This is a genomic window from Vibrio sp. QJM3NY_35, assembly GCF_057785915.1.
This window is the reverse complement of record NZ_CM173507.1, coordinates 2,559,625-2,584,143: the sequence shown is the minus strand read 5'-3', so window position 1 is coordinate 2,584,143 and position 24,519 is coordinate 2,559,625. Positions and strand designations below refer to the sequence as shown.

Here is a 24,519-nt window from a genome sequence, read left to right as displayed (position 1 = left end):
AAGTTGCTTACTTGCGTCAGAAAAAAATAGAATACACACAGTTGTAATCCTAGGCTCAAACCTAGAACTCAGGAAAAATAATGTCAGATCCAAAATTTGTTCACCTACGCGTACACAGTGACTTTTCGATGGTGGATGGCCTATCTAAGGTGCCACCATTAGTTAAAAAAGTCGCTGAGATGGGTATGCCTGCTCTAGCACTTACCGACTTTACCAACTTGTGTGGTTTGGTGAAGTTTTACGGTACTGCCCATGGGTGTGGGGTTAAACCAATTATTGGTGCTGACTTCTTGATGCAGTCTCCGGAATTCGGTGACGAGTTGACCAAACTCACTGTTATTGCGACGGACAATAAAGGTTATAACAATCTAACGCTGCTTATCTCGAAAGCTTACCTTCGTGGTCATGTTCAGCATCAGCCTGTTATTGATAAAGAGTGGCTAATTGAGAATGCAGAAGGCCTGATCATTCTATCGGGTGCTAAAGAAGGTGAGATTGGTAAGGCGTTACTGAAAGGTAACCGTGAGTTGGTTGCAAGTAGCGTCGAGTTTTACAAAACGTACTTCGCCGATCGTTTTTATTTGGAATTGATTCGTACCGGACGGCCGGACGAAGAGTCATACTTGCACTTTGCGTTGGAACTGGCTGAGCAAGAAGACTTGCCTGTTGTTGCAACTAACGAAGTGGTATTCCTGACTGAAGATCTTTTTGATGCCCATGAAATCCGCGTGGCGATTCATGATGGTTTCACGATGGTCGATCCTCGTCGTCCTAAAAATTACAGCGCGCAACAGTATCTTCGTAGTGAAGAAGAGATGTGTGAGTTGTTCTCAGACATCCCCGAGGCACTTGAGAACAGTGTTGAGATTGCTAAGCGTTGTAATGTAACGGTTCGTCTGGGCGAATACTTCCTGCCTAATTTCCCAACGGAAGGTTTGGCGATTGAAGACTTCCTGATCAAGAAGTCAGAAGAAGGCCTTGAGCGACGTCTAGCGTTCCTATTCCCGGATGAAAAAGTGCGTGCTGAGCGCAGACCTGAATACGATGAGCGACTCAAGATCGAGCTCGAAGTTGTCAATAACATGGGTTTCCCAGGTTACTTCTTGATCGTAATGGAGTTCATCCAGTGGTCAAAAGACAACGATGTGCCAGTAGGTCCTGGCCGTGGTTCTGGTGCCGGATCTCTAGTAGCTTACGCGCTTGATATCACCGATCTTGACCCGCTTGAATACGATCTACTTTTCGAACGTTTCTTGAACCCAGAACGTGTCTCCATGCCCGATTTCGATATCGACTTCTGTATGGATAAGCGTGACCAAGTTATTGATCACGTGGCTGAGATGTACGGTCGTGATGCGGTATCTCAGATCATCACCTTTGGTACCATGGCGGCAAAAGCGGTAATCCGCGATGTAGGTCGTGTATTGGGCCACCCGTTTGGTTTCGTCGATCGAATTTCAAAGCTTGTACCGCCAGATCCGGGTATGACGCTAGAGAAAGCATTCCTTGCTGAACCTGCATTGCCAGAGCTTTACGATGGCGATGAAGAAGTTCGTGAGCTGATTGATAAGTGTCGCATCCTTGAAGGTTGTACGCGAAATGCCGGTAAGCACGCGGGTGGTGTTGTTATCTCACCCACCACGATCACCGATTTTGCGCCAATCTATGCCGACGCAGAAGGTAACTTCCCGGTAACGCAATTCGATAAGAATGACGTTGAAACCGCTGGTTTGGTTAAGTTCGACTTCTTGGGTCTACGCACCCTGACCATCATCGATTGGGCGTTGGGCCTCGTAAACCCTCGCCTGAAGAAAGAGGGTAAAGAGCCGGTTCGTATCGAGTCGATCCCTCTGGATGATCAAGCGTCATTTAACCTATTACAAAACTCTGAAACCACCGCGGTATTCCAGCTGGAATCGCGTGGTATGAAAGACCTGATCAAACGTCTCCAACCGGACTGTTTTGAAGATATTATCGCATTGGTAGCCCTATTCCGCCCGGGTCCTCTGCAATCAGGCATGGTAGATAACTTTATCGACCGTAAGCACGGCCGAGAAGCTGTTTCGTATCCTGATGAAACGTGGCAGCACGAATCGCTTAAAGAGACACTAGAACCTACGTACGGCATCATCCTGTACCAAGAACAGGTAATGCAAATCGCTCAGATCCTTGCTGGCTATACGCTTGGCGGAGCGGATATGTTGCGTCGTGCGATGGGTAAGAAAAAGCCAGAAGAGATGGCAAAGCAGCGTGGTACCTTTAAAGAGGGGGCTGAAGCCAATGGTGTTGATGGCGAACTGGCCATGAAGATCTTTGACTTGGTAGAGAAATTTGCGGGCTACGGCTTTAACAAATCTCACTCCGCAGCGTACGCACTGGTTTCTTATCAAACGCTATGGCTGAAAACGCACTACCCAGCGGAATTTATGGCTGCGGTAATGACGGCAGATATGGATAACACCGAGAAGGTTATCGGCCTTGTTGATGAATGTTTCCGTATGAAGCTCAAGCTTTTGCCACCAGATATCAACTCAGGTCTATACCGTTTCAACGTCGATGAAGATGGCGCGATTGTTTATGGTATCGGCGCGATCAAAGGGGTGGGTGAAGGCCCTATCGAAGCGATCATCGAAGCGCGAAATAAGGGTGGTTACTTTAAAGACTTATTCGACTTCTGTGCACGCCTTGATCTGAAGAAGGTTAATAAACGTGTTATCGAAAAGTTGATTCTATCCGGAGCCTTAGATAGATTAGGTCCTCACCGAGCGGCGATGATGGCATCTTTGAAAGATGCGGTGAAGGCGGCGAGCCAACATCACCATGCCGAGTCTTTTGGTCAATCTGATATGTTTGGTGTGTTGACCGACGCTCCGGAAGAGGTTGAGCACAAGTATACCCAAGTGCCTAAATGGCCTGAGAAGGTTTGGCTTGAGGGTGAGCGTGAAACGCTTGGCTTGTATTTAACGGGTCACCCGGTTAACGCTTACATCAAAGAGTTAGCGAAATACACCAGCTGTCGTTTGAAAGATGCCACGCCAACGCGTCGTGACCAATCACTAACGATTGCCGGTTTGGTGATTGCAGCGAGAGTGATGACCACTAAGCGTGGTACGCGAATCGGTTTGATGACACTTGATGATCGATCAGGCCGAATGGAAGTGATGTTGTTCTCGGATGCGCTCGATCGCTACGCAGAACTGCTCGAAAAAGACAAAATTGTGGTCGTTTCCGGACAGGTCAGCTTTGATGATTTCAATGGCGGGCTTAAAATGTCCGCGCGCGAGGTCATGGACTTAGGAAGCGCCCGTGAGAAATATGCTCGTGGGGTGTCGATATCTATCGACCAATCCCAAATTAACGGTCAATTTTTTGAACGCTTTAGTCAAATCTTAGAACCTTATAGAGCCGGAACGGTCCCAGTCAATGTATACTACCAGCGTGCCGACGCTAGAGCGCGGTTAACATTGGGCACAGAATGGCGCGTGACGCCAAGTGATACATTGCTAGACGAATTAAAACAGCTGCTTGGAAATAGCCAAGTAGAACTCGAATTTAACTAAAATTTAGCTTCGCGAATGCGGAGCTGAATCAACAAGGATTCATAGATGAGCCTGAACTTTCTAGAATTTGAAAAGCCTATCGCTGAACTTGAAGCAAAAATCGAAGCGCTACGTGACGTTTCGCGTCACGGTGGTGACACAGCGGTAGATCTAGACAAAGAAATCGAACAACTAGAGAAAAAAAGCTTAGAGCTTAAACAGAAAATCTTTAGTGACTTAGGTGCATGGCAGGTAGCTCAACTTGCTCGTCACCCTCAACGTCCTTACACCAAAGATTACCTGGAGCATGCATTCACAGAGTTTGAAGAGATGGCGGGCGATCGCGCTTACGCTGACGACAAAGCTATTGTGGGTGGTATGGCTCGTCTAAATGGCCGTCCTGTTATGGTTATTGGTCACCAGAAAGGTCGTGAGACTAAAGAGAAAGTGATCCGTAACTTTGGTATGCCAAAGCCAGAAGGTTACCGTAAGGCGCTACGTCTAATGGAAACTGCTGAGCGTTTCAACATGCCTATCATCACTTTCATCGACACAGCGGGCGCATACCCAGGTGTTGGTGCTGAAGAACGTGGTCAATCTGAAGCTATCGCTAAAAACCTAAAAGTGATGGCTGGCCTTTCAGTTCCTGTTATCTGTAACGTTGTTGGTGAAGGCGGTTCTGGTGGTGCACTAGCGATTGGTGTTGGTGACTACGTGAACATGCTTCAGTACTCTACGTACTCAGTAATCTCTCCAGAAGGTTGTGCTTCAATCCTATGGCGCGATTCAGATAAAGCACCACAAGCTGCTGAAGCGATGGGCCTGATTGCTCCTCGCCTTAAAGAGCTTGAGCTTATCGACGAAATCATTCCTGAGCCTCTAGGTGGCGCGCACCGCGACCCTGCACAAACGGCTCAGAACATGAAAGACATGTTAGTTAAACAGCTAGAAGAGCTAGAGCAGTTTGATAACGAAACGCTGCTTGAGCGTCGTTACCAGCGTCTAATGAGCTACGGCTACTGCTGATAAGTTGCCTTAGCGATAAGGCCAGCTATACGAACAAGTTGATGAAAGGGTTGGACTCAGTGCCAACCCTTTTTTATTATTAAAAAATTATCCCTTCACACACGACCTCTGGTTTATTAGCCTCATGACACACTTAATTGATACCTTCACATCTGTACTTGATCAAAGCGCGCTTAAGCCTTGTCGGTTGATCGTCGCTTTCAGTGGTGGTGTCGATTCACGAGTTTTGTTGGAGTTGGCTGCCCAATTCGCTAAGTCCCATCACATCGAGTGCTGTGCGGTACATGTTCATCATGGCTTAAGTAACAATGCTGATCACTGGGCAGAGCAGTGCCAAACATGGTGTGATGCTTTGTCTATTCCACTAGCTATTGAGCGAGTGTCGCTGGATGTTAATTGTGGGGAAAGCATAGAAAAGCTCGCTCGAGATGCTAGGTATCACGCCTTCAAACAACATATCCGACACGGCGATGTACTCGTTACTGGCCAACATATCGATGATCAAGTCGAGACTTTCCTGTTAGCGTTGAAGCGTGGCAGTGGTCCGAAAGGGCTCTCTTCTATGGCGAAAGTGATGCCGTTTGCTGATGCTCATATTGTTCGCCCACTGCTGTCGGTGACGAGAATGGAAATTGAAGGGGCGGCGCGCGATATGGCTTTAACTTGGGTAGAAGATGAGAGTAATCAAGACGTTCGCTTTGACCGCAATTTTATTCGTCATCAAGTGACTCCGACACTGACCGAGCGTTGGCCTAGTTTCCGAGAGTCGGTCAGTCGCAGCGCTCAGCTATGTGCAGAGCAAGAGTTACTGTTGGATGAGTTGTTAGAATCTAACTTACAGCAAGCTTTAGGTGGCAATCAAAGTCAAAGCATAAGTATAGAAGCATTATCTCAGCACTCTGATTTACTGCGTGCACGCCTATTAAGAATGTGGCTGAGCCGCTGTAATCAACCGATGCCGAGCCAAAAGCAGCTCAAACTTATATGGGATGAGGTGGCATGCGCTCAGGCTGATGCCAACCCTAAGTTGGTGTTGAATGAGGTTGAGGTTAGACGTTTTAATCATCAGCTCTATGTTGTCAAAGAGACCAAAGACTTGTCGAACTGGCAAAGCGATATTTCGATGGAAGAGAGCTTAGTTCTGCCTGATGGTTTAGGGGAGCTACACTTAACTTCAGCGGCGAGTGATGGTGTATCTAACCACCGTGATGTACAACGTTTACGTTTTAGTCTCAACACAGCGAGCAGAACATTACGAGTGATCTTTAACCCTGAGGGATTGTCAGCACACCCTGTTGGGCGCGGTCATAGCAGGAAGCTTAAGAAGTTGTTTCAAGAGTACCAAGTACCCAGTTGGTTAAGACGCAGAACGCCGATATTAATGGATGGCGATCGAGTGATCGCTGTTTTAGGCTTATTCGTAGATAAAAACTACGAAGGTCAAGATTGTGAAGCGCTTTGGAGCAAGTAGAAAAAGTTTGTGTCACAATTCACCGTTACTTTAATAAAAATAATTAATGGAATATGCAATGAAGAAAATTACACTAGGATTAGTTCTTGGATTTGGACTATTGAGTGGTAACGCTCTGGCGGGTGATGTTGCTGCGGGTCAAGCTAAAGCAGCAATCTGTGCAGCATGTCATGGTGCAGACGGTATCGCAGTGATCCCAGGTTACCCAAACCTTAAAGGTCAAAACGAGCAATACATCGCTTCATCAATTAAGGCCTATAAGAACGGCCAGCGTACTGGTGGTTTGGCCGCTGTAATGCAGGCTCAAGCTTCAATGCTGAGTGATGAAGACATCGCGAATCTAGCCGCTTACTACGCAAGCCTTAAGTAAAATCTTCTCAAAGCGCTAATTAAACAAGATGATAAATTTCGAGCCAGAGCTTTAAAGCTCTGGCTTTTTTCATTGAATGTTTACAATAGCTAACCGATAATGAGCTATTCGTACAGTTTAAGGGATGAACATGAAAAAGATTGAAGCGATTATCAAGCCATTTAAGCTTGATGATGTACGTGAAGCACTTGCAGAAGTTGGCATTACAGGTATGACTGTATCTGAAGTAAAAGGTTTCGGACGTCAGAAAGGTCATACTGAGCTATACCGTGGCGCAGAGTATATGGTCGACTTTTTGCCAAAAGTGAAATTAGAAATTGTCGTGACTGATGAAGTTGCGGATCAATGCGTAGATACCATTATCGAAACGGCTCAAACCGGTAAGATTGGTGACGGTAAGATCTTCATTACTGATGTTGAACGTGTGGTACGTATTCGTACTGGCGAAGAAGACGAAGACGCTGTATAAAAAAACGATTACCCTAAAAGGAGCGCTTATCGCTCCTTTTTCATTTCTGGTGGGTGTTGTATGTTTAAGAAAACCATCATTGTTATCGCAGTTTTGATAACACTTGTTGTTGCTAGTTTTCATCTTATCTTCGTTATCCCGAATAAACCCAACCTGATCACTTCCTCTCAAAGTACCAGTAACGACATCTACAGCTGCTACCAAAACTCTGCACCGAAAGCGATTGATGTGTCTGATGGCTTAGACATTACGGTGTGGAATATCTATAAGCAAAACCGAAATAATTGGCAGAGTGAGTTAAATAAGCTGTCGGCAGGTAGCGATATAGTCTTGCTGCAAGAAGCGAGTATGACAGAAGGACTTCGCCAATGGGTAACGAGCGGACAGTGGGGTAGCACTCGTGTTAATGCGTTTGAAGCCTTTGAGCAAAGTGCAGGGGTACTCAACCTAGCAACTCATTTACCGATTGAAGCTTGTGCTTATACTCATGAAGAACCTTGGCTTCAACTGCCTAAATCCGCGCTTTGGTCGCGTTACCAACTAAGCAATGGCGAAGAGCTGGCTGTGATTAATATCCACGCTGTGAACTTTACCTTTGGTACGGAAGATTATGAAGCTCAGCTCAAGAGCTTAACTGATAATCTGCAAAAGTATCGTGGACCTGTTATTTTTGCCGGGGATTTTAATAGCTGGAGTGAAGCTCGCTTTGCTGTATTGAAAGATGCGTTGGAGAAGGTTGGTTTGACGGAAGTTGCCTTTGAGCCAGATAACAGAACTCAGTTCATTACAGGACTGGTGCTCGACCACGTGTTCTATCGAGGGCTAGAGGTAGAAAAAGCAAAAGCGCCCATTACGGACGCTTCTGATCATAACCCTATGCGAGTGACCTTTAAGGCTAAATAGTGATTAGCTATTAGTCATTGGAACTTAACCATTTGCACGGTGGTTACGTTGGGAAATCTAACGGAACAATAGGCTAGAGAGTCTTCGCTAGCCTTATCTCTTCTACTTAAAAGATTAAAATGTAGAGCGCCCAGATTAGGTAGTAGCCAACCCATGGTAAGCCTGAAATCACAAGCGCTTGCCCGCGTTCAAACTCAGTCCACGTTAATACCGCAGCATAACCTAGCACGATGTACCATGGCAGAAGCAGTGGTAATGAGCTAGCAAATTGTGACCAATCATTAGTTAGCGGTAACTTGATCAAGCCATTTAAGCTGTTCAAGTCGGCAGCGTAGTTCATCACATGTCCATGCTTGAGTATCAGGCTTGCGTAGCTTGCTACATCACCTAAAACAGCTGGGAATATAACAACCGATGCCGCTGCAAACCATCGCCAAAAGCTGTGTTGGTGTTGGCTTGGCTTGGTTGCTAGGTTAAACCAGAATGCCAATAGAACAATGGTTAATGTTCGGCCAAATACGTCACTGATGATTTCACTTGCGAGTAAGGTATTGCTGTCAAGTAACGCCAATTGGTCAGGGTTCGTTTGAGCCAGTTGCTGCGATAGCTCTGCACTTAACCAGGCAAAATCTACATTCGAAAAATAAGCACCCCAAAATAAAAATGGGCTGAGCATTAATACGACGTAGGGTTGCCATCCCCAAGCACTTCGTTGATAAAGCGCTAAGAAACAAGCTGTTGGCGAACGGAATATATCCAACAGCATGACGAGTGGGTTACTTGACGGGTTCATACACTTACCTTAGTTACATCAACATACAGCTTCAGTTTTTGTCCTGGCTGTAGGTATTTCTTGTTCTGCAAAGTGTTCCATTTTACAACATCTGCACTTTTTACTTTGAACTTTGATGCAATACCGCTGACTGTGTCACCTGATCTCACGTTATAAAAGATCGTACGGATGATGGCGCCGTCTGAACCGTTCTTCCAAATGACCAGTTCTTGACCAACTCTAAGCGTGTCGCGTGGTCCCATGCCATTCCATTTAGCCAGTGACTGGTGAGAGACCTTATTTGCGCGTGCAATCGTCCATAGGCTGTCACCACTTTTTACGGTATGACTAAGCTTATATTGACCACGACTCTTCGACTGTGTGCTTGCTAGGCGATTTGAGGCGCTTAGGGCGTATGTCTTGTCGTCTTTGGTGGATGTTGGGATAAGTAGGTGCTGACCAATACGGATATTGTTGTTGCTCATCCCGTTTGCAGAGCGAATCACTTTGCTGGTGGTGTTGTATTTACTCGCCAATACGCTGATGCTATCGCCAGATTGCACTTTATAACGCACCAACTTCATGCCTTTGCCTTTATTAGCGGCCACTTCTTTGTTGAACTTCTCAACAGAGCTTAGAGGAAGTAATAATTGCTGATGTTTTTCTGGTGCCGTCGCCCACTGGTTATAAGCGGGGTTGTAGCCTTGAAGCTCTTTGACAGGAATGCCTGCGTAGTTCGCAGCAATTGCTAAATCAAGCTGTTCTTCAGGGTTAACCAGAGTCAGCACTGGCTTGTTCGGGATCGCAGGGATATCGATGCCATACTTTTCTTGATTGGCAATGACATCAGCTAGAGCAAGCAGTTTAGGTACATAGCTGCTGGTCTCTTTTGGTAAGTCCAGAGAGAAGAAGTCGATTGGTTTACCCAACTTCTTGTTCTTACGGATTGCGCTGTTTACTCGACCACCGCCACTGTTATAGGCAGCAATCGCATGGTTCCAGTCGCCATCGAAACGTCGGTTAAGGTCTGATAAGAAATCCAATGCGGCGTCGGTAGAAGCGGCAACATCACGGCGGCCGTCATACCAAAAGTTCTGTTCAAGCCCGTAGTCTTTGCCAGTGCCTGAAATGAATTGCCATAGACCTGCAGCACTGCCATGAGAGTAGGCAAACGCATCGAAAGAGCTTTCTACAACGGGTAGTAGTGCCAATTCTAGTGGTAAGCCTTTTTCTTCAATCTTAGTCGTGATCAGATACAAGAAAGGTTCAGCACGCTTTGATACGGTTTTTAGATGACTCGGGTGCTTGAGATACCAAGTTCGGTAGTAGTCGACCTTCTTTTGGTCTGGCACTTCCATTTCAAGTTGCATCGCAATGCGTTTCCAAACATCTTCTTGTGTTTGTGGAGTAACGACAGGTGCTTCAACTTTTTGATCTTCTTTGGCTGTTTCTTCTGATGAAACGTTCGCTTGAGAAACTTCTTTAGTAGGAGATGTGTTGGTTTGCTCGGAAGCTTGGTCTGGATTCTCTGACTGAGTTAATTGGCAACCAGAAAGTAGTAATACCAAAGCCCAGCTGTACTTAACTCGCATGTTACAGCCTTTTTAATTAACGGCCGATGATAATACTTGCCACCCCCTATGAGTGACAAGCCTGTATTTGTTAAAATTCGTTCTTCCACGCACGTAAAGCGGTGAATACCGATAAAGGATCGGTCTGCTCGGTGCGATTAGACACTGATTTCACTACACTTGGCTCGGTATAGCGCAGGAAGGGGTTTACAAACTTCTCTTGTCTCAAATTTGTGGGGATGGTCGACTTATTTTGAGCGCGAAGTCGGTTCACTTGGTCGCGATATTGCTGCAAATGTTGGTTATCAGGCTCTACGGCTAATGCGAAAGCGATATTGGCTGCAGTGTACTCATGTGCACAATAAACTTCGGTTTCTTGAGGCAGCGCCGTGATCTTATTCAGTGCATCGAACATCTGTTGTGGTGTGCCTTCCATGATTCGGCCACAGCCCGCAGAGAACAACACATCACCACAAAACAGTTTGGCATCGCCCACATAACCAATATGACCCGCGGTGTGGCCACTGAGTCCTAGGACGAGAAATACTTCGCCAAACAGTTCTAATTGATCACCATCATCGACCGGATGAGTTAAAGTAGGGATAGGTTCATTCCTTGGACCCACGACATCCACGCCGGGAAATTGTCTAACGAGTTCTGGAACACCACCAATGTGATCGTGGTGGTGGTGAGTAATCAAGATTGCATCTAAAGTTAGCTCATGGTGTGCTAAGTACTCTAATACTGGAGCCGCATCACCAGGGTCGACGACAGCACAACGGCGATCGCTATTTTGAATCAGCCAGATGTAATTGTCGTTAAATGCAGGTATGCTTTTGATATGTAACATTATTGGTTCTCCAGTCACTTTTAGTGCGACAGAATAAGTGAGACAGATTATTGATGAAGCCAGCACGTAGCAGAAAGAAGTTTGAACGTCCTTACACTTGGGCGCAATTGCACAATGGGGACTGGTTGAGAGAATCTATTCAAACTCGACTCGATGAGTGGTGCCCAAAGCTATTTGGTTACCATATGCTCAAGCTCGGTGGCCTCAGTAGTGAGATTTCTAGCTGCACATGCAACATTCAACATCAAGTAAACCTAGATATCCAGAACCCATTACATAATGTGGTAGCGGATGGCTATAATTTACCCTTTTTGGAGAAAAGCTTTGATGTTGTAGTACTGAGTCATCAGCTAGATTATAGCAATGACCCGCATCGATTATTGAGAGAAGTCGATCGAGTGATGATGGACGATGGCTATATCATTATCACGGGCTTCAACCCAATCAGTGTCACTGGGCTTGCCAGTTTGATGCCTTGGCGAAAGAACAGCTTACCCTGGAGTGGGCGTATGTACACGCCAAGTCGAATTAAAGACTGGTTAGGTGTACTTAACTATGAAGTAATTCATTGTGACACCTACGCACTGTTTCCGATGAGTAAGTATCAAGCGATGTGGACGTGGTTGGAGAACAGCTTAGGTGGCTGCGCATCTTTTGCTGGAAGCCAATACTTTATTGTTGCTCGTAAACGTACTTACCCGCTTAAACCTATCAAGCCACATTGGCACCTCAAGCGACGTTTCTCGCCGGTTGGAGCAAGCTTTAGAACCAACTCGCGTCGTACAATGGACACAGCTAAAGCTTCATACCCGTTAAAAACAGAAAAAGTCGACTCGTAGTCGGCTTTTCATCTATCTATAAGTTTAAGAAACTATAAACTTGCTTCTGAAATCTACATCTCATTCAGTGAAGATGACTAGCTCGGTTGATAACCCGTATCTTCTTGAGTTGGGTTTTCAGCTGCCGTTCTTGCTAAATCATCACACATTTCGTTTTCTCTGTGTCCCGCGTGTCCTTTTACCCAGCGCCAATCAACGCTATGGCGAGCGGTTTCTTTATCGAGCCTTTGCCACAGATCGGCATTTTTGACCGGTTTTTTGTCGGCTGTTTTCCAGTCACGCTTTTTCCAGTTATGAATCCATTGTGTGATGCCTTGACGCACGTATTGGCTATCTGTGGTCAGAATCACAGAGCAAGGTTCTTTGAGGGCTTGGAGAGCAACGACAGCTGCGAGCATTTCCATGCGGTTATTGGTTGTTAGCGTGAAGCCTTCTGCTAGCGTCTTCTCGACTTTCTTGTAGCGAAGCACGATGCCATAGCCACCGGGACCAGGGTTGCCTAAACAAGAACCATCAGTGAAAATTTCAACTTGTTTCGTCATGATTTGATACTATTACCTCAAGCACATTATCGGCATAGTCTGACACAGTTATCCTTATGAATACCAGTAGCACTCCAGAACAAAGCACGAACGAAAAAAACAGTTCGAACGAAAATAAGCGCATTGTTGTACTCGATACCGAAACCACCGGTATGAATACAGAAGGTGGTCCTCACTATATGGGCCACCGCATCGTTGAAATTGGTGCAGTAGAGATCATCAACCGTAGGCTGACCGGGCGTCATTTCCACGTCTACATCAAGCCTGATCGTGCGATTCAAGAAGAGGCGATTGGCGTTCACGGTATTACCGATGAATTCTTGATTGATAAGCCTGAATACCAAGACATACATAAAGAGTTTCTCGACTTTATCAAAGGTGCGGAGCTGGTGGCTCATAACGCGCCCTTCGATACGGGTTTTATGGACTATGAGTTTGAGAAGCTCAACCCTGCGATAGGTAAAACGGATGACTACTGTAAAGTTACCGATACCTTGGCAATGGCGAAGAAGATATTCCCAGGTAAAAGAAACAACCTAGATATCTTATGTGACCGTTACGGTATTGATAACTCGCACCGTACTCTCCACGGCGCATTGCTCGATGCGGAGATCCTAGCCGACGTCTATTTATTGATGACGGGTGGTCAAACTTCGCTGCAATTTAACGCTGGTCAACAGGAAGGCGAAGCTGAAAGTATACGAAGAGTAGAAAGTGGTCGAAAATCCCTAAAGGTTTTACGAGCTACGGCCGATGAAGTAGAAGCGCATCAAAGTCGTTTAGATCTCGTCGAGAAAAGCGGAAGCTGCCTCTGGCGTCAGTAGGGAGAAAGTATGTTAAGGGTATTGGCTACCGGTTGCTTATTGCTGTTAAGCTTTGGCTTACATGCAGCAACAGAATCCGTAATGAGTTTATTGGACAACCGTTTTCGAGTTGATCCCAGTATTGAACAAGTCACCTTTGTGATTTATCGAGCCGATAACTCTAAACCCGTCGTTTTAGTTCGCCCTGATGGCAAGAAATACTACTCTTGGCGCAATGCTGATAATGTCCGTTGGTACGAAGAATCGTCCATGGACATTATCTCTATCGACAATCCGATGCCTGGCCCTTGGCAAGCTGTAGGTAAAGTTTCCCCTAAGAACAACATCAAGCTGCTGTCTCATCTAGTTTTGGATGCTAATGAGTTCCCAGATAAGTTGTATCAAACAGAACGCATCAAATTTACCGCTCGACTGACTTCTGATGGCAAGCCGCTGGTGCTGCGCGATTTTCTCGATCGCGTGAAGCTTAAGGTCACCTTTACTAAGTTTGTTGAAAACGAAGAGTCTTTGGTGAGAGAAGCGCGCCCGGTGCCGGTTGTGATGGGCGAGTTTGCCGACGATGGCGCTGATCTTGATGAAAAGGCTGGAGATGGTGTGTTCACGGTCTCTTTGCCTATTGATATCGAGCCCGGTAAATACCGAGCGCGTATTACCTCTGGTAATGGTGTGTTCTTGCGAGCGCAAGAGCAAGAAGTCTTGGTTTATCCAACACCGATCACTAGCACCTTCATTCAGTCACGAAAAGAGGGCTTACCTCATACGATTGTGGTATCTGGTGAGCAGGGGATGATCGCACCGAGCTCGTTAGCGGTTCATGTTGAGCACAAGGCTCCTGATGAATATTTGATGTACAAGCAGGGGCAAGCTGAAGTCGATGCAATGAAAGTCGCTCTTGAGGTGCCTTACAATGGCGATTTGGGGATTTATAATTGGTCAGGGATGGTTTACGCCACTGATGCTTCAAGTCAGCGCCCGCTGATCTTTCCAATTACCGAGCAGTCGTACAGCGTTGTTGAAGATATCGACTTAGCAGAGTCACGACGCCTGCAAGAACAAGCACTTGCTGAACAGAAGCGTATCGCAACAGAGTTGATGATCCTTCAAAAACGTGAAGATGATAGACAGCGCAGTATGATCATTATTGCGGTGGGTAATGTGGTCGCGATTCTATTTGGCTTATTGATTTGGTTTGTGGTTCGTAAGGTTAAAGCGAAGAAAAAAGCGTTACCTGAGATGCAGCTCAAGGCGCCCAAGTAACTCGCATAGATGATTAGATTGCTAGAGAGAATAAGCCGCTAGATAAAGCATTGGAATTTGTGGCAACGGAATCATGAACAAAAAAACGGGACTCATAGGAGTCCCGTTTTTGTTTCTTTTTCTGGCCTTAAGCGACGTTATCAATCGATTGGTCTGGGTACTGAGACTTTGCTGCAAGCTCCTCTGGTGAGAAGTCATCCACGTTAATCGTGTACAGTCTATGTTCCTCAGCGCTAATCAGAAGATTTGCTTCGTCTTGCGTTAAGATACCTTTCTCAAGTCCCAACTGAGCAACAAGATCAAGTCGTAAGAATGCACGTTTTTGATGCGTCTCTTTGCAGACTTTGTCGAACAGGGGTTCAGCTTGAAGAATCACTTCTAGCGCTTTTTCAATCTTACCTACTGGGTTGTATTCCGTCGCTTCTAGGTATTGGCCGCGACCTATACGAGAGCGTGTTTCGCTTGGTGTTTGTAGAATGTGCGCGACTTTGCTATCCAGTTTGTCGTTTGGTGCGCGGCGAATACGGCCAAATGGCATCAACACAACGCGCAGCAGGCGACCAATCACAGGGTTAGGGAAGTTCGCTAAGAACTCATCAATCGCCACTTCAGTCTGACGTAAGCTATCTTGCATACCCCAATGTACTAACGGTAGATCTTCAGCGTGGCTGCCTTCACTTTCAAAGCGCTTCAACGTTGCTGAACCGAGGTAAAGTTGACTCAGGATATCACCCAGTCTTGCTGATAAACGTTCTCTACGCTTCAGTGATCCGCCCAGAACTGCCATTGAAATATCAGACAGTAGCGCTAGGTTTGCACTGTAGCGGTTTAGCTGTTGGTAGTAACGCTGTGTCTGTTTATCCGTTTTATTTGAAGGTGTTGGCGCATCAGAACCACGACCGTCGGTTAAACCAAACCACAAACTGCGGACTAGGTTACTCATCGTAAAGCTAACGTGTCCTGCTAACGCTGAATCAAACTTATCAAGCGCATCGCTGCTTTCAGAATAAGCGGCTTCCATTTCGTTAAGTACGTAAGGGTGACAGCGAATCGCACCTTGACCATAGATGATCATTGAACGAGTCAGGATGTTTGCGCCTTCAACCGTAATCGCGATAGGTGAGCCTTGGTAGCCACGAGCTAGGAAGTTCGATGGGCCTAAACAAATGCCTTTACCGCCGACGATATCCATCGCATCAATGATGCTGCGTTGGCCACGGTGAGTACAGTGGTACTTAACGATTGCAGAGATAACCGAAGGCTTTTCGCCAAGGTCGATGCCCGCGACGGTTAGGTTACTTGCTGCGTCCATTACATAAGCGTTACCCGCTAGGCGTGCAAGTGGCTCTTCAACCCCTTCCATGCGGCCAATCGGTTGTTTGAACTGACGGCGGATACGAGCGTAAGCACCTGTTGCGAGCGCAGCAGATTTAATGCCACCGGTTGAGTTTGAAGGCAGTGTGATACCACGACCAACCGACAGACACTCAACCAGCATACGCCAGCCTTGACCAGCCATTTTCTGGCCACCAATGATGAAATCGATAGGCACGAAGATATCGTCGCCTTGGGTTGGACCATTCTGGAAAGGTACGTTTAGTGGGAAGTGGCGGTTGCCAATCTCTACGCCTTTTAAATCCGTTGGGATAAGCGCACAGGTGATACCAAGATCTTTTTGGTCACCAAGCAGACCATCCGGGTCACGCAATTTAAAAGCCAAGCCTAAAACGGTCGCGACAGGCGCGAGAGTGATGTAACGCTTGTTCCAAGTTAGGCGCATGCCCAATACTTCTTCGCCTTGCCAGTCGCCTTTACAAACCACACCGTAATCTGGGATTGAACCTGCATCTGAACCGGCTTCTGGGCTAGTCAGAGCAAAACAAGGGATCTCTTTACCTTCCGCTAGGCGAGGCAGGTAGTGGTTTCTTTGTTCTTCTGTACCGTAGTGCTGTAATAGCTCACCAGGGCCTAATGAGTTAGGTACGCCAACCGTCGATGACAATACGCTCGAAACGCCCGTTAGCTTCTGTAGAACCAAAGATTGAGCGTAAGCTGAGAACTCTAAGCCGCCGTATTTTTTCTTGATTATCATGGCGAAGAATTTATGGTCTTTCAGGTATTGCCATACTTCTGGTGGTAAATCAGCAAGCTCATGAGTGACTTGGTAATCATTGACCATTTCACACACGGTATTTACTGGACCATCTAAAAACGCTTGCTCAGCTTCAGAGAGTTTCGGGTCAGCAATGTTCTGAAGCTTCTTCCATTCAGGTTTGCCTTTGAACAGCTCTGCTTCCCACCATACTGTGCCAGCTTCTAGTGCTTCTTTTTCTGTCTGAGACATCGCCGGTAGAACTTTCTTAAATAAAGAGAGTGCTTTTTGGCTGATCAGTGTCTGACGAATGGTCGGTACAGCAAAGATCGCAACGGTTAATAGATAGCAAAGCCATCCAGTAACAGCCACGCCGCCAAACAGTGTTAATGCTACCATTGCGCCGGTTAATACAACTAATGCACGTACCAGACTAACTCTATGGTAAAGACAGACGCCTAAGATGGCGGTCATGCCGAGTAGGGAGAGCAATATGTTCATGATCGATTTCCTTTTCAGAGATCACTTATTGTTATTAAGTTTAGATAAGAGGTCTAACCAGTTAAGTGTAAACAAAATATTAAATATTTGTAAAACTCTAAAGTGAATAAAAAGTGATCTCAATAGAGTTAAAGTTCTAATTGTGAGAGGTTGGTGGCGAATATTTGGACGGATCGGCAGTGAGACTCTAATAAAGGTGGCAATCTTTGGGCTTAAGTGTCGACACTATTTCATGTTTGTGGGTAAACTCAGGTAAAAGAGGGGAAAACCCTCAGCTCTCATTTCACGTACTTTAAGTTGCGTAAAAAAATATAAGAGATAAGCCTTATGTACCATGACCTAATCAAAAGTGAATTGAACGAAGCTGCTGACGTTCTGAATAAGTTCCTGAGTGATGACCATAACATCGCTCAAATTGAAGCGGCGGCAAAACTGATTGCTGACTCCTTCAAGCAAGAGGGCAAAGTGCTTTCTTGTGGCAACGGTGGTTCACACTGTGATGCAATGCACTTCGCGGAAGAGCTTACTGGCCGATACCGTGAAAACCGTCCAGGTTACGCTGGTATTGCGATTTCAGATCCAAGCCACCTGTCTTGCGTGAGTAATGATTTTGGCTACGACCACGTATTTTCTCGTTATGTAGAAGCGGTAGGTCGTAAAGGTGATGTGTTGTTCGGTCTGTCGACTTCAGGTAACTCTGCCAATATTCTAAAAGCGATTGAAGCTGCTCAAGCTAAAGGCATGAAGACGATTGCATTGACGGGTAAAGATGGCGGTAAAATGGCAGGTTGTGCCGATATCGAAATTCGAGTTCCACATTTTGGTTACGCTGACCGCATCCAAGAGATTCACATTAAGATCATCCACATTGTGATTCAGCTTGTTGAAAAAGAAATGGAATAATAGTTTTAAAGACATTTGGGGCCCAACTTAGGCTCCATTGGTTTTGATAGGGAGTAGATTAAACCATGTGTGAATTGCTCGGTATGAGCGCGAATGTGCCAACTGATATTTGTTTTAGCTTTACTGGTCTTATGCAGCGTGGAGGCAATACCGGCCCGCACCGCGATGGCTGGGGTATTACTTTCTATGAAGGAAAGGGTTTCCGTACGTTTAAAGATCCTAACCCTAGTTGTGAATCCAAGATCGCTGAGTTGGTTCAAAACTACCCAATTAAAAGCCAAGCCGTTGTCAGTCATATCCGTCAAGCGAACCGTGGTGGTGTTAATCTAGAGAATACACACCCTTTTACTCGTGAGCTTTGGGGGCGATACTGGACCTTTGCTCACAATGGTCAATTAACGGATTACGACGATCTGATTAGTGGTCGTTTCAGACCGGTTGGCGAGACAGACAGTGAGCTCTCTTTTTGTTGGCTACTCAAACAACTTGAAGAGCGTTTCCCAGAGCCACCACAAGACATGGAAGGCATGTTTCGTTTTGTGGCTGAGTGTTGTGACCAGCTTCGAGAGAAAGGCGTTTTCAACATGTTATTGAGCGATGGTGAGTATGTGATGACTTACTGTACTAACCATTTGTATTGGATAACAAGACGCGCGCCTTTTGGTAAAGCGAGCTTAATTGATGAAGACGTTGAAATTAACTTCCAAGAAGAAACTACGCCTAATGACGTGGTTACAGTGGTGGCAACTCAGCCTCTAACAGACAATGAAGAGTGGTTTAGAATGAAGCCGGGCGAATATGCGCTGTTTCATTTTGGTGAGCTGGTTGGCAACAATCATAAAGCATTGGAAGATGTCGCTTATGCGCCGAAGAAGGTAGCAAGCCAAGCGCCAACTGAACCATTGAGCTGAGCTAAGTATCCCGAATAGTATTATTTGAACCGTATAAAAAAGGCCGCTTATTGAACTAATGAATCAGTAAGCGGCCTTTTTTTATTTGATTTAGTTTCTGACGAATTACTCTTCTGCGTAACCGTGTTTGCTTAATGCCTTACCGTCTAAGACAGCCTGCCCATTTAACATTGATAAACGATTTTCGGCGAACCATTTGCAGACCATAGGGTAAATGCAGTGTTCTTGAGTAAGCACTCGGCTTGCCAGAATATCAGCATCATCATCTTCAAATACTGGAACCTTAGCCTGTAAGATCACAGGGCCACCATCAAGTTCTTCGGTAACAAAGTGGACGCTAGTACCGTGTTCTTTGTCTTGCGCATCAATGGCACGCTGGTGGGTGTGTAGACCTGGATATTTAGGTAACAGGGAAGGGTGGATGTTGACCATTTTACCCGCATAGTGACGAACAAACTCTGAACTTAGGATACGCATGTATCCTGCTAGTACGATTAAATCGGGTTGGTAGGCATCGATCTGAATCATCAATTCATGGTCAAACTTTTCACGTGAACCAAAGTCTTTTGGATTCACTGAATGTGCGTCAACACCTGCGGCTTTCGCTCGTTCTAATCCAAAAGCCTCTGCTTTGTTCGAGAAGACCGCCTTAACTGAAGCATCAATCATATTGCTATCACAGGCATCCAAAATTGCCTGTAAATTACTTCCGCTTCCTGAAACTAACACAACGATGTTTTTCTTAGAGTGACTGGTTTTATTTGAGTGATTGTTTTTCATAGAGTGGGTCATACGATTGATTAACGGGACTGTTTACAATGTACCCACATAAACTAAGGTTTTCTGCGGGCTAAATAGCAAAATGAGAACCATTAGGTCCTCATTGATTAACTAAGTAAGTGCGCGTATCACTTATTTGATTTCAACTTGCTCTTCGCCAGCTTCAGCGTTTGCGATCTCACCGATAACCCAAGCGTTTTCGCCTTCAGCTTTCAGTAGTTCAACAGCAGCGTCTGCTTGATCTTTAGGTAGAGCAACAACTAGGCCTACACCACAGTTGAAAGTGCGGTACATTTCAAATGTCTCCACGTTACCTTTCTCTTGTAGCCAGTTGAAGATAGCAGGCCATTCCCAGCTCTTGCCATCAATGACTGCTTTAGTACCTTCAGGAAGTACGCGTGGGATGTTTTCCCAGAAACCACCACCTGTGATGTGCGAGATAGCATGAATGTCATGCTCTGCAATCATCTTAAGTGCCGATTTGATGTAAATCTTAGTAGGTTCTAGTAGGTGCTCACCAATAGTGCGACCTTCTAGTTCTTCACTCTTATCAGCACCAGAAACTTCTAGGACTTTACGAATTAAAGAGTAACCGTTTGAGTGTGGACCACTTGAGCCAACAGCGATAAGTGCGTCACCTGCTGCTACTTTAGTACCGTCGATGATGTCAGCTTTCTCTACAACACCAACACAGAAGCCAGCTACGTCGTAGTCGTCGCCTTCGTACATGCCTGGCATTTCAGCCGTTTCACCGCCGATTAGTGCACAACCAGCTTGAACACAACCTTCAGCGATACCAGAAACAACGTCTGCTGCTGTATCTACATCTAGCTTACCTGTTGCGTAGTAGTCTAGGAAGAATAGCGGCTCACCACCTTGAACGATTAGGTCGTTCACACACATTGCCACTAGATCGATACCAATGGTGTCGTGTTTTTTCAGATCCAAAGCAAGGCGAAGTTTAGTACCAACACCATCAGTACCTGAAACAAGTACTGGCTCTTTGTATTTCGTTGGAAGTTCACATAGGGCGCCAAAGCCACCAATACCGCCCATTACTTCAGGGCGACGAGTGCGTTTAACAGCACCTTTAATACGGTCTACTAGTGCATTACCTGCGTCGATATCAACACCAGCGTCTTTGTAGCTTAGAGAAGAAGTATTACCACTCACGGGATAGTCCTCGAACTTAAGTTGGATGTGAAAACGGCGCTATTCTAACAGGGCTTGATTACCAAGAGCAAACGTTTGCGCGGTTTTTTTTATTAGAATAAAGATTCTGAAATAACCACAAAGTTCGTGTATAATCTACAGGTTTGTTTAAATATTGCCGGAGTTGGAAATGAAAGTTGTTGAAGTGAAACACCCGCTAGTAAAACATAAAATTGGCCTGATGCGTGAAGGTGAGATTAGCACTAAGCGTTTTCGTGAGCTAGCGACAGAAGTGGGTAGCCTTCTAACATACGAAGCGACATCAGACTTTGAAACTGAGCGCGTAACGATTAACGGTTGGAACGGTCCAGTTGAAGTTGACCAAATTAAAGGTAAAAAAGTAACGGTAGTGCCAATCCTACGTGCTGGTCTAGGCATGATGGACGGCGTTCTTGAGCACATCCCAAGTGCACGTATCAGTGTTGTTGGTATCTACCGTGACGAAGAAACGCTTGAGCCAGTACCATACTTCAACAAGCTTGCATCTAACATCGACGAGCGTATTGCTCTAGTCGTAGATCCAATGCTTGCGACAGGTGGTTCTATGATCGCGACTATTGACCTGATGAAAGAGAAAGGTTGTAAGCACTTTAAGATTCTTGTGCTTGTTGCTGCTCCTGAAGGTATCGCTGCTCTAGAAAAAGCGCACCCAGATGTTGAGCTTTACACGGCCGCAATCGATGAGAAGCTAAACGACAAGGGTTACATTGTTCCTGGTCTTGGCGATGCTGGTGATAAGATCTTCGGTACTAAGTAATTCGGTTTCAGCTTAAGTGACTCTAAACCGTTTCTTAACTCGCTGAATTTAGCCGTATTAATAAAAAGGGAGAGCATTCGACGCTCTCCCTTTTTTGATCTTGTTGGTTTGTGATTCTTTTGAATCTAGCCTTACTGATTCATTAATCGATTTGAGCTTTGTCTACCACAGTGTTGTCACCTAGCTCTTCTGGAAGCACTAGGTTAAGTAGAATCGCCACGATACCGCACAAGCTTACGCCCTGTAGGCTGAAATCACCGATACCAAAGGCCATGCCGCCAATACCAAAGACTAAAGTAATGCCGACAATCACAAGGTTGCGTGATTTGTGTAGGTCAACTTTGTTTTGAATTAGAGTATTCAAACCTACGGTTGCGATAGAGCCAAACAGTAGAATCATGATGCCGCCCATTACAGGAACCGGAATCGTTTGAAGTAGTGCACCTAGCTTACCGACCAATGCAAGAACGATAGCTGTTACAGCAGCCCAAGTCATGATCACTGGGTTGAATGCTTTGGTCAGCATTACTGCACCTGTTACTTCACTGTACGTAGTGTTTGGTGGCGCGCCCAGCATTGAAGCGGCAATGGTTGCCACGCCGTCGCCAGTAATAGTGCGGTGTAAACCTGGTTTCTTAAGGTAGTCTTTGCCTGTTACATTAGAAATAGCAAGCATGTCGCCTACGTGCTCAACAGCAGGTGCAATCGCGACAAACACCATAAAGAAGATAGCGTTGATGTTGAACTCTGGCGCTGTGAAGTTTGGTAGTGCTAACCAAGACGCTTGCGCTACTGGTGTGAAGTCTACCGCACCGTATACCAAGCTAGTGATGTAACCCGCAACAATACCACCGAAGATTGGCAGCAGCTTAAGGAAGCCTTTTGAGAACACACTGATGACAATCGTCACTAACAGTGAAATCGAAGAGATCCACAGTGCAGCGTCTGCATCAACAAGTTGAACCGCGCCATCGCCTGTTTTACCTAGAGCCATGTTAACTGCAACAGGTGCAAGACCTAAACCGATAACCATGATCACTGGGCCAACAACGACCGGTGGAAGCAGTTTATGGATGAAGCCAACGCCACGAACTTTAATTAACGCGCCCATTAGTACATACACAACACCCGCCGCCATAAGGCCGCCCATGGTTGCACCTACACCCCAAGTTTGAATACCAAACATGATAGGCGCGATGAATGCGAAAGAAGACGCTAAGAAGATTGGCACTGAACGGCGTGTAATAAGTTGGAATAAAAGGGTACCGATACCTGCGCCAAAGAGTGCAACGTTAGGATCAAGTCCTGTTAGTAGCGGCACGAGTACAAGCGCACCAAAAGCTACGAACAGCATTTGCGCACCTTGCAAAGCATTTTTCATGATATGTCCTTAAAAATGGTCGTTATATGAAAAGTGAAAAATAAAATTCGCGGGATTCTATCACTTAGCAATCGATTGCTACACCAGATAGATCAAATTTATTTATCTTAGTGATGTTTTATATCCATCTAAGCCCTAGAAATTCAGTTTATAAGTGAGCGATTTATCATGGCCAGGTGATATTTTGTGGTTATTAAACACAGTGGGGGCTATCGACCTTGCCCCTCAATCCATAGTTGCTTATCATCTAGGCACAAGATTTGAATATTAGGATCAGTATGCGCTACATAGCATTGTTGTTGATGGGACTATTAGCCTCTCCGAGTTATGCCTTAACTCAAGTAGATATTTTTAGTGCTGAAGTTGCGATTAACGCTGAAGACAAACAGCCAGAACAAGTGGCAAGAAATACAGGTATGGAGCAGGTATTGATACGTGCGACTGGCCAAACTGATGTCGCTTCGAATGAGACGATTCAAAAGGCGATGCGCAAGAGTTCGCAGTACATGTCTCAAATGAGTTTTGGCGAAAGCAATGACCAATCAACATTGCGTATGCGTTTTAACGGTGCTCAAATCCGTTCGCTATTGACTCAAGCACAGTTACCGTACTGGCCTGACACGCGTTCAAACATCCTTGTTTGGCTGGTAGAAGAGGACAACTACGACAAGAATATCGTATGGGAACACTCTAACTCAGAGTTAGCAGCGGGCTTGCAAGCAAACGCAAAAGAGCGCGGTTTGCCTCTAACGCTGCCTGTGGGTGACTTTGACGATATTACGGGTATTGCGACTTCTGATTTGTGGGGTAGCTTTGTTACGCCAATCAGTAAAGCGAGTCAGCGTTATCCTGTTGATGCTGTGTTGGTGATAAAGGCTCAATCTTCAGGCCTACGTTGGGCTCTATACGATCAAAAGCCAAGTCAATTGACGAGCGCACCAACATCGCCTGTAAGTGGTTCTTTATCAGGTAACAGCGCAACGACCTCTAAGAAGTTAGTCGACCAAATCAGTAACTACTACGCAGGTAAAAGTGCCGTGACGGTAGCGAGTGAGTCATCAGAATCGATTTTAACGCAGTTTATTAGCTTGAATAATGCTCAAGACTTCTTCCAGTTGGAGAACGCACTTAAGCGTCTAAACTCGGTGGCAAGCCTAGATATCCTGAAGATTCAGAACAACGAAGTTACTTTCCGAATTCACTTATTGTCGACTCAACAAGAGTTTGAGCAAGAAGTCGCAAGTATTCGTCAAGTTGCGAAGGTTGAAGAATCTTACATTGAGCCTGAAGTGAGTCCTGAATTTGAAACTCAAGACAACACAATGTCTGTCGGTGATGATTCAACAGACGCTGCTGAAGTCGTTGGTGACGAAACTGACTCAGGCGTACAAGTGATTAAGGGCAACGAGGTATCTGAGGATTCTGAGCTAACGCCTGACGCAACGTTAGAGGATTCTAGTACAGAAGATCTAACCATCACTGCGCCAGTACATGCTAAGCCAAGCTTGGTCTACGAGTGGGTTCGCTCATAATTGTCAGCTGACATGAC

General features: G+C 45.7%; 21 protein-coding genes. 13 read left to right on the top strand and 8 right to left on the bottom strand.

What is annotated here, in order from left to right; translation table 11 throughout:
* Positions 1–80: 80 nt before the first annotated feature.
* The 6 genes from dnaE to AC3CH3_RS11535 all read left to right on the top strand — a co-directional run bounded on the left by dnaE (position 81) and on the right by AC3CH3_RS11535 (position 7,778).
* Entirely contained in the window at positions 81–3,560 is a 3,480-nt protein-coding gene (gene dnaE, locus AC3CH3_RS11560) for a DNA polymerase III subunit alpha (protein WP_019821617.1), read from the top strand.
* Positions 3,561–3,605: 45 nt separating this feature from the next.
* Complete coding sequence (accA, locus tag AC3CH3_RS11555; protein ID WP_017060731.1) at positions 3,606–4,565, top strand: acetyl-CoA carboxylase carboxyl transferase subunit alpha; 960 nt, start codon at positions 3,606–3,608, stop codon at positions 4,563–4,565.
* A 124-nt stretch (positions 4,566–4,689) separates the two neighbouring features.
* Entirely contained in the window at positions 4,690–6,036 is a 1,347-nt protein-coding gene (gene tilS / locus AC3CH3_RS11550; RefSeq protein WP_019821618.1) for a tRNA lysidine(34) synthetase TilS, read from the top strand.
* Between the two features lie 46 nt (positions 6,037–6,082).
* Positions 6,083–6,406 carry a c-type cytochrome gene (locus AC3CH3_RS11545; protein WP_019821619.1) on the top strand — a complete coding sequence of 108 codons (324 nt, stop codon included), beginning with the start codon at positions 6,083–6,085 and terminating at the stop codon, positions 6,404–6,406.
* Positions 6,407–6,536: 130 nt separating this feature from the next.
* Positions 6,537–6,875: a nitrogen regulatory protein P-II gene (glnB, locus tag AC3CH3_RS11540; RefSeq protein ID WP_004738609.1), complete on the top strand. Its 339-nt coding sequence runs from the start codon at positions 6,537–6,539 to the stop codon at positions 6,873–6,875.
* Positions 6,876–6,935: 60 nt separating this feature from the next.
* Positions 6,936–7,778 (top strand): endonuclease/exonuclease/phosphatase family protein, encoded by an 843-nt coding sequence (locus tag AC3CH3_RS11535; RefSeq protein WP_488537192.1) that lies wholly within the window; start codon positions 6,936–6,938, stop codon positions 7,776–7,778.
* Positions 7,779–7,884: 106 nt separating this feature from the next.
* Here the strand turns inward: AC3CH3_RS11535 and AC3CH3_RS11530 are convergent, their stop codons facing one another.
* The 3 genes from AC3CH3_RS11530 to gloB form a co-directional block, all read right to left on the bottom strand.
* A complete protein-coding gene (locus AC3CH3_RS11530; protein WP_017060727.1) occupies positions 7,885–8,571 on the bottom strand; it encodes a YIP1 family protein in 687 nt (228 codons plus the stop codon).
* Positions 8,568–10,142 (bottom strand): LysM peptidoglycan-binding domain-containing protein, encoded by a 1,575-nt coding sequence (locus tag AC3CH3_RS11525; protein ID WP_019821621.1) that lies wholly within the window; start codon positions 10,140–10,142, stop codon positions 8,568–8,570. Before AC3CH3_RS11525 ends, AC3CH3_RS11530 begins: the two co-directional genes overlap by 4 nt.
* Positions 10,143–10,212: 70 nt before the next feature.
* Positions 10,213–10,971 (bottom strand): hydroxyacylglutathione hydrolase, encoded by a 759-nt coding sequence (gloB, locus tag AC3CH3_RS11520; RefSeq protein ID WP_017060725.1) that lies wholly within the window; start codon positions 10,969–10,971, stop codon positions 10,213–10,215.
* A gap of 53 nt (positions 10,972–11,024) precedes the next feature.
* Here gloB and AC3CH3_RS11515 point away from each other — a divergent pair, with 53 nt between their 5' ends.
* Entirely contained in the window at positions 11,025–11,810 is a 786-nt protein-coding gene (locus tag AC3CH3_RS11515) for a class I SAM-dependent methyltransferase (protein ID WP_488537191.1), read from the top strand.
* Between the two features lie 77 nt (positions 11,811–11,887).
* On the opposite strand, the gene rnhA is transcribed toward AC3CH3_RS11515, so the two are convergent.
* Positions 11,888–12,352, bottom strand: coding sequence for a ribonuclease HI (gene rnhA, locus AC3CH3_RS11510; RefSeq protein WP_019821624.1), 465 nt, complete (start codon positions 12,350–12,352; stop codon positions 11,888–11,890).
* A 56-nt stretch (positions 12,353–12,408) separates the two neighbouring features.
* Here rnhA and dnaQ point away from each other — a divergent pair, with 56 nt between their 5' ends.
* The gene (gene dnaQ, locus AC3CH3_RS11505; protein ID WP_017060722.1) at positions 12,409–13,176 is read left to right on the top strand and encodes a DNA polymerase III subunit epsilon; all 768 of its coding nucleotides are present in this window, start codon (positions 12,409–12,411) and stop codon (positions 13,174–13,176) included.
* Between the two features lie 9 nt (positions 13,177–13,185).
* The gene (locus tag AC3CH3_RS11500) at positions 13,186–14,433 is read left to right on the top strand and encodes a TIGR03503 family protein (protein WP_488537190.1); all 1,248 of its coding nucleotides are present in this window, start codon (positions 13,186–13,188) and stop codon (positions 14,431–14,433) included.
* A gap of 127 nt (positions 14,434–14,560) precedes the next feature.
* Here the strand turns inward: AC3CH3_RS11500 and fadE are convergent, their stop codons facing one another.
* Positions 14,561–17,026 (bottom strand): acyl-CoA dehydrogenase FadE, encoded by a 2,466-nt coding sequence (fadE, locus tag AC3CH3_RS11495; protein ID WP_488537189.1) that lies wholly within the window; start codon positions 17,024–17,026, stop codon positions 14,561–14,563.
* A gap of 327 nt (positions 17,027–17,353) precedes the next feature.
* Between fadE and lpcA the strand changes: the two genes are divergently transcribed.
* Together lpcA and AC3CH3_RS11485 are read left to right on the top strand one after the other, a co-directional pair.
* Positions 17,354–17,929: a D-sedoheptulose 7-phosphate isomerase gene (lpcA, locus tag AC3CH3_RS11490; RefSeq protein WP_004734322.1), complete on the top strand. Its 576-nt coding sequence runs from the start codon at positions 17,354–17,356 to the stop codon at positions 17,927–17,929.
* A 65-nt stretch (positions 17,930–17,994) separates the two neighbouring features.
* The gene (locus AC3CH3_RS11485; RefSeq protein WP_488537188.1) at positions 17,995–18,840 is read left to right on the top strand and encodes a class II glutamine amidotransferase; all 846 of its coding nucleotides are present in this window, start codon (positions 17,995–17,997) and stop codon (positions 18,838–18,840) included.
* 105 nt (positions 18,841–18,945) lie between these two features.
* On the opposite strand, the gene purN is transcribed toward AC3CH3_RS11485, so the two are convergent.
* Positions 18,946–19,620: a phosphoribosylglycinamide formyltransferase gene (gene purN, locus AC3CH3_RS11480; protein WP_488537187.1), complete on the bottom strand. Its 675-nt coding sequence runs from the start codon at positions 19,618–19,620 to the stop codon at positions 18,946–18,948.
* A 132-nt stretch (positions 19,621–19,752) separates the two neighbouring features.
* Complete coding sequence (purM, locus tag AC3CH3_RS11475) at positions 19,753–20,793, bottom strand: phosphoribosylformylglycinamidine cyclo-ligase (RefSeq protein ID WP_008222945.1); 1,041 nt, start codon at positions 20,791–20,793, stop codon at positions 19,753–19,755.
* Between the two features lie 169 nt (positions 20,794–20,962).
* Here purM and upp point away from each other — a divergent pair, with 169 nt between their 5' ends.
* On the top strand, positions 20,963–21,589 hold the full coding sequence (upp, locus tag AC3CH3_RS11470) for a uracil phosphoribosyltransferase (protein WP_017060716.1): 627 nt from the start codon (positions 20,963–20,965) through the stop codon (positions 21,587–21,589).
* Positions 21,590–21,731: 142 nt separating this feature from the next.
* Here the strand turns inward: upp and AC3CH3_RS11465 are convergent, their stop codons facing one another.
* A complete protein-coding gene (locus AC3CH3_RS11465) occupies positions 21,732–22,970 on the bottom strand; it encodes a uracil-xanthine permease family protein (protein WP_048661237.1) in 1,239 nt (412 codons plus the stop codon).
* Positions 22,971–23,248: 278 nt separating this feature from the next.
* On the opposite strand from AC3CH3_RS11465, the gene AC3CH3_RS11460 reads away from it, so the two are divergent.
* Positions 23,249–24,502, top strand: a complete 1,254-nt coding sequence (locus tag AC3CH3_RS11460) for a DUF2066 domain-containing protein (RefSeq protein WP_488537186.1) — start codon at positions 23,249–23,251, stop codon at positions 24,500–24,502.
* Positions 24,503–24,519: the final 17 nt, after the last annotated feature.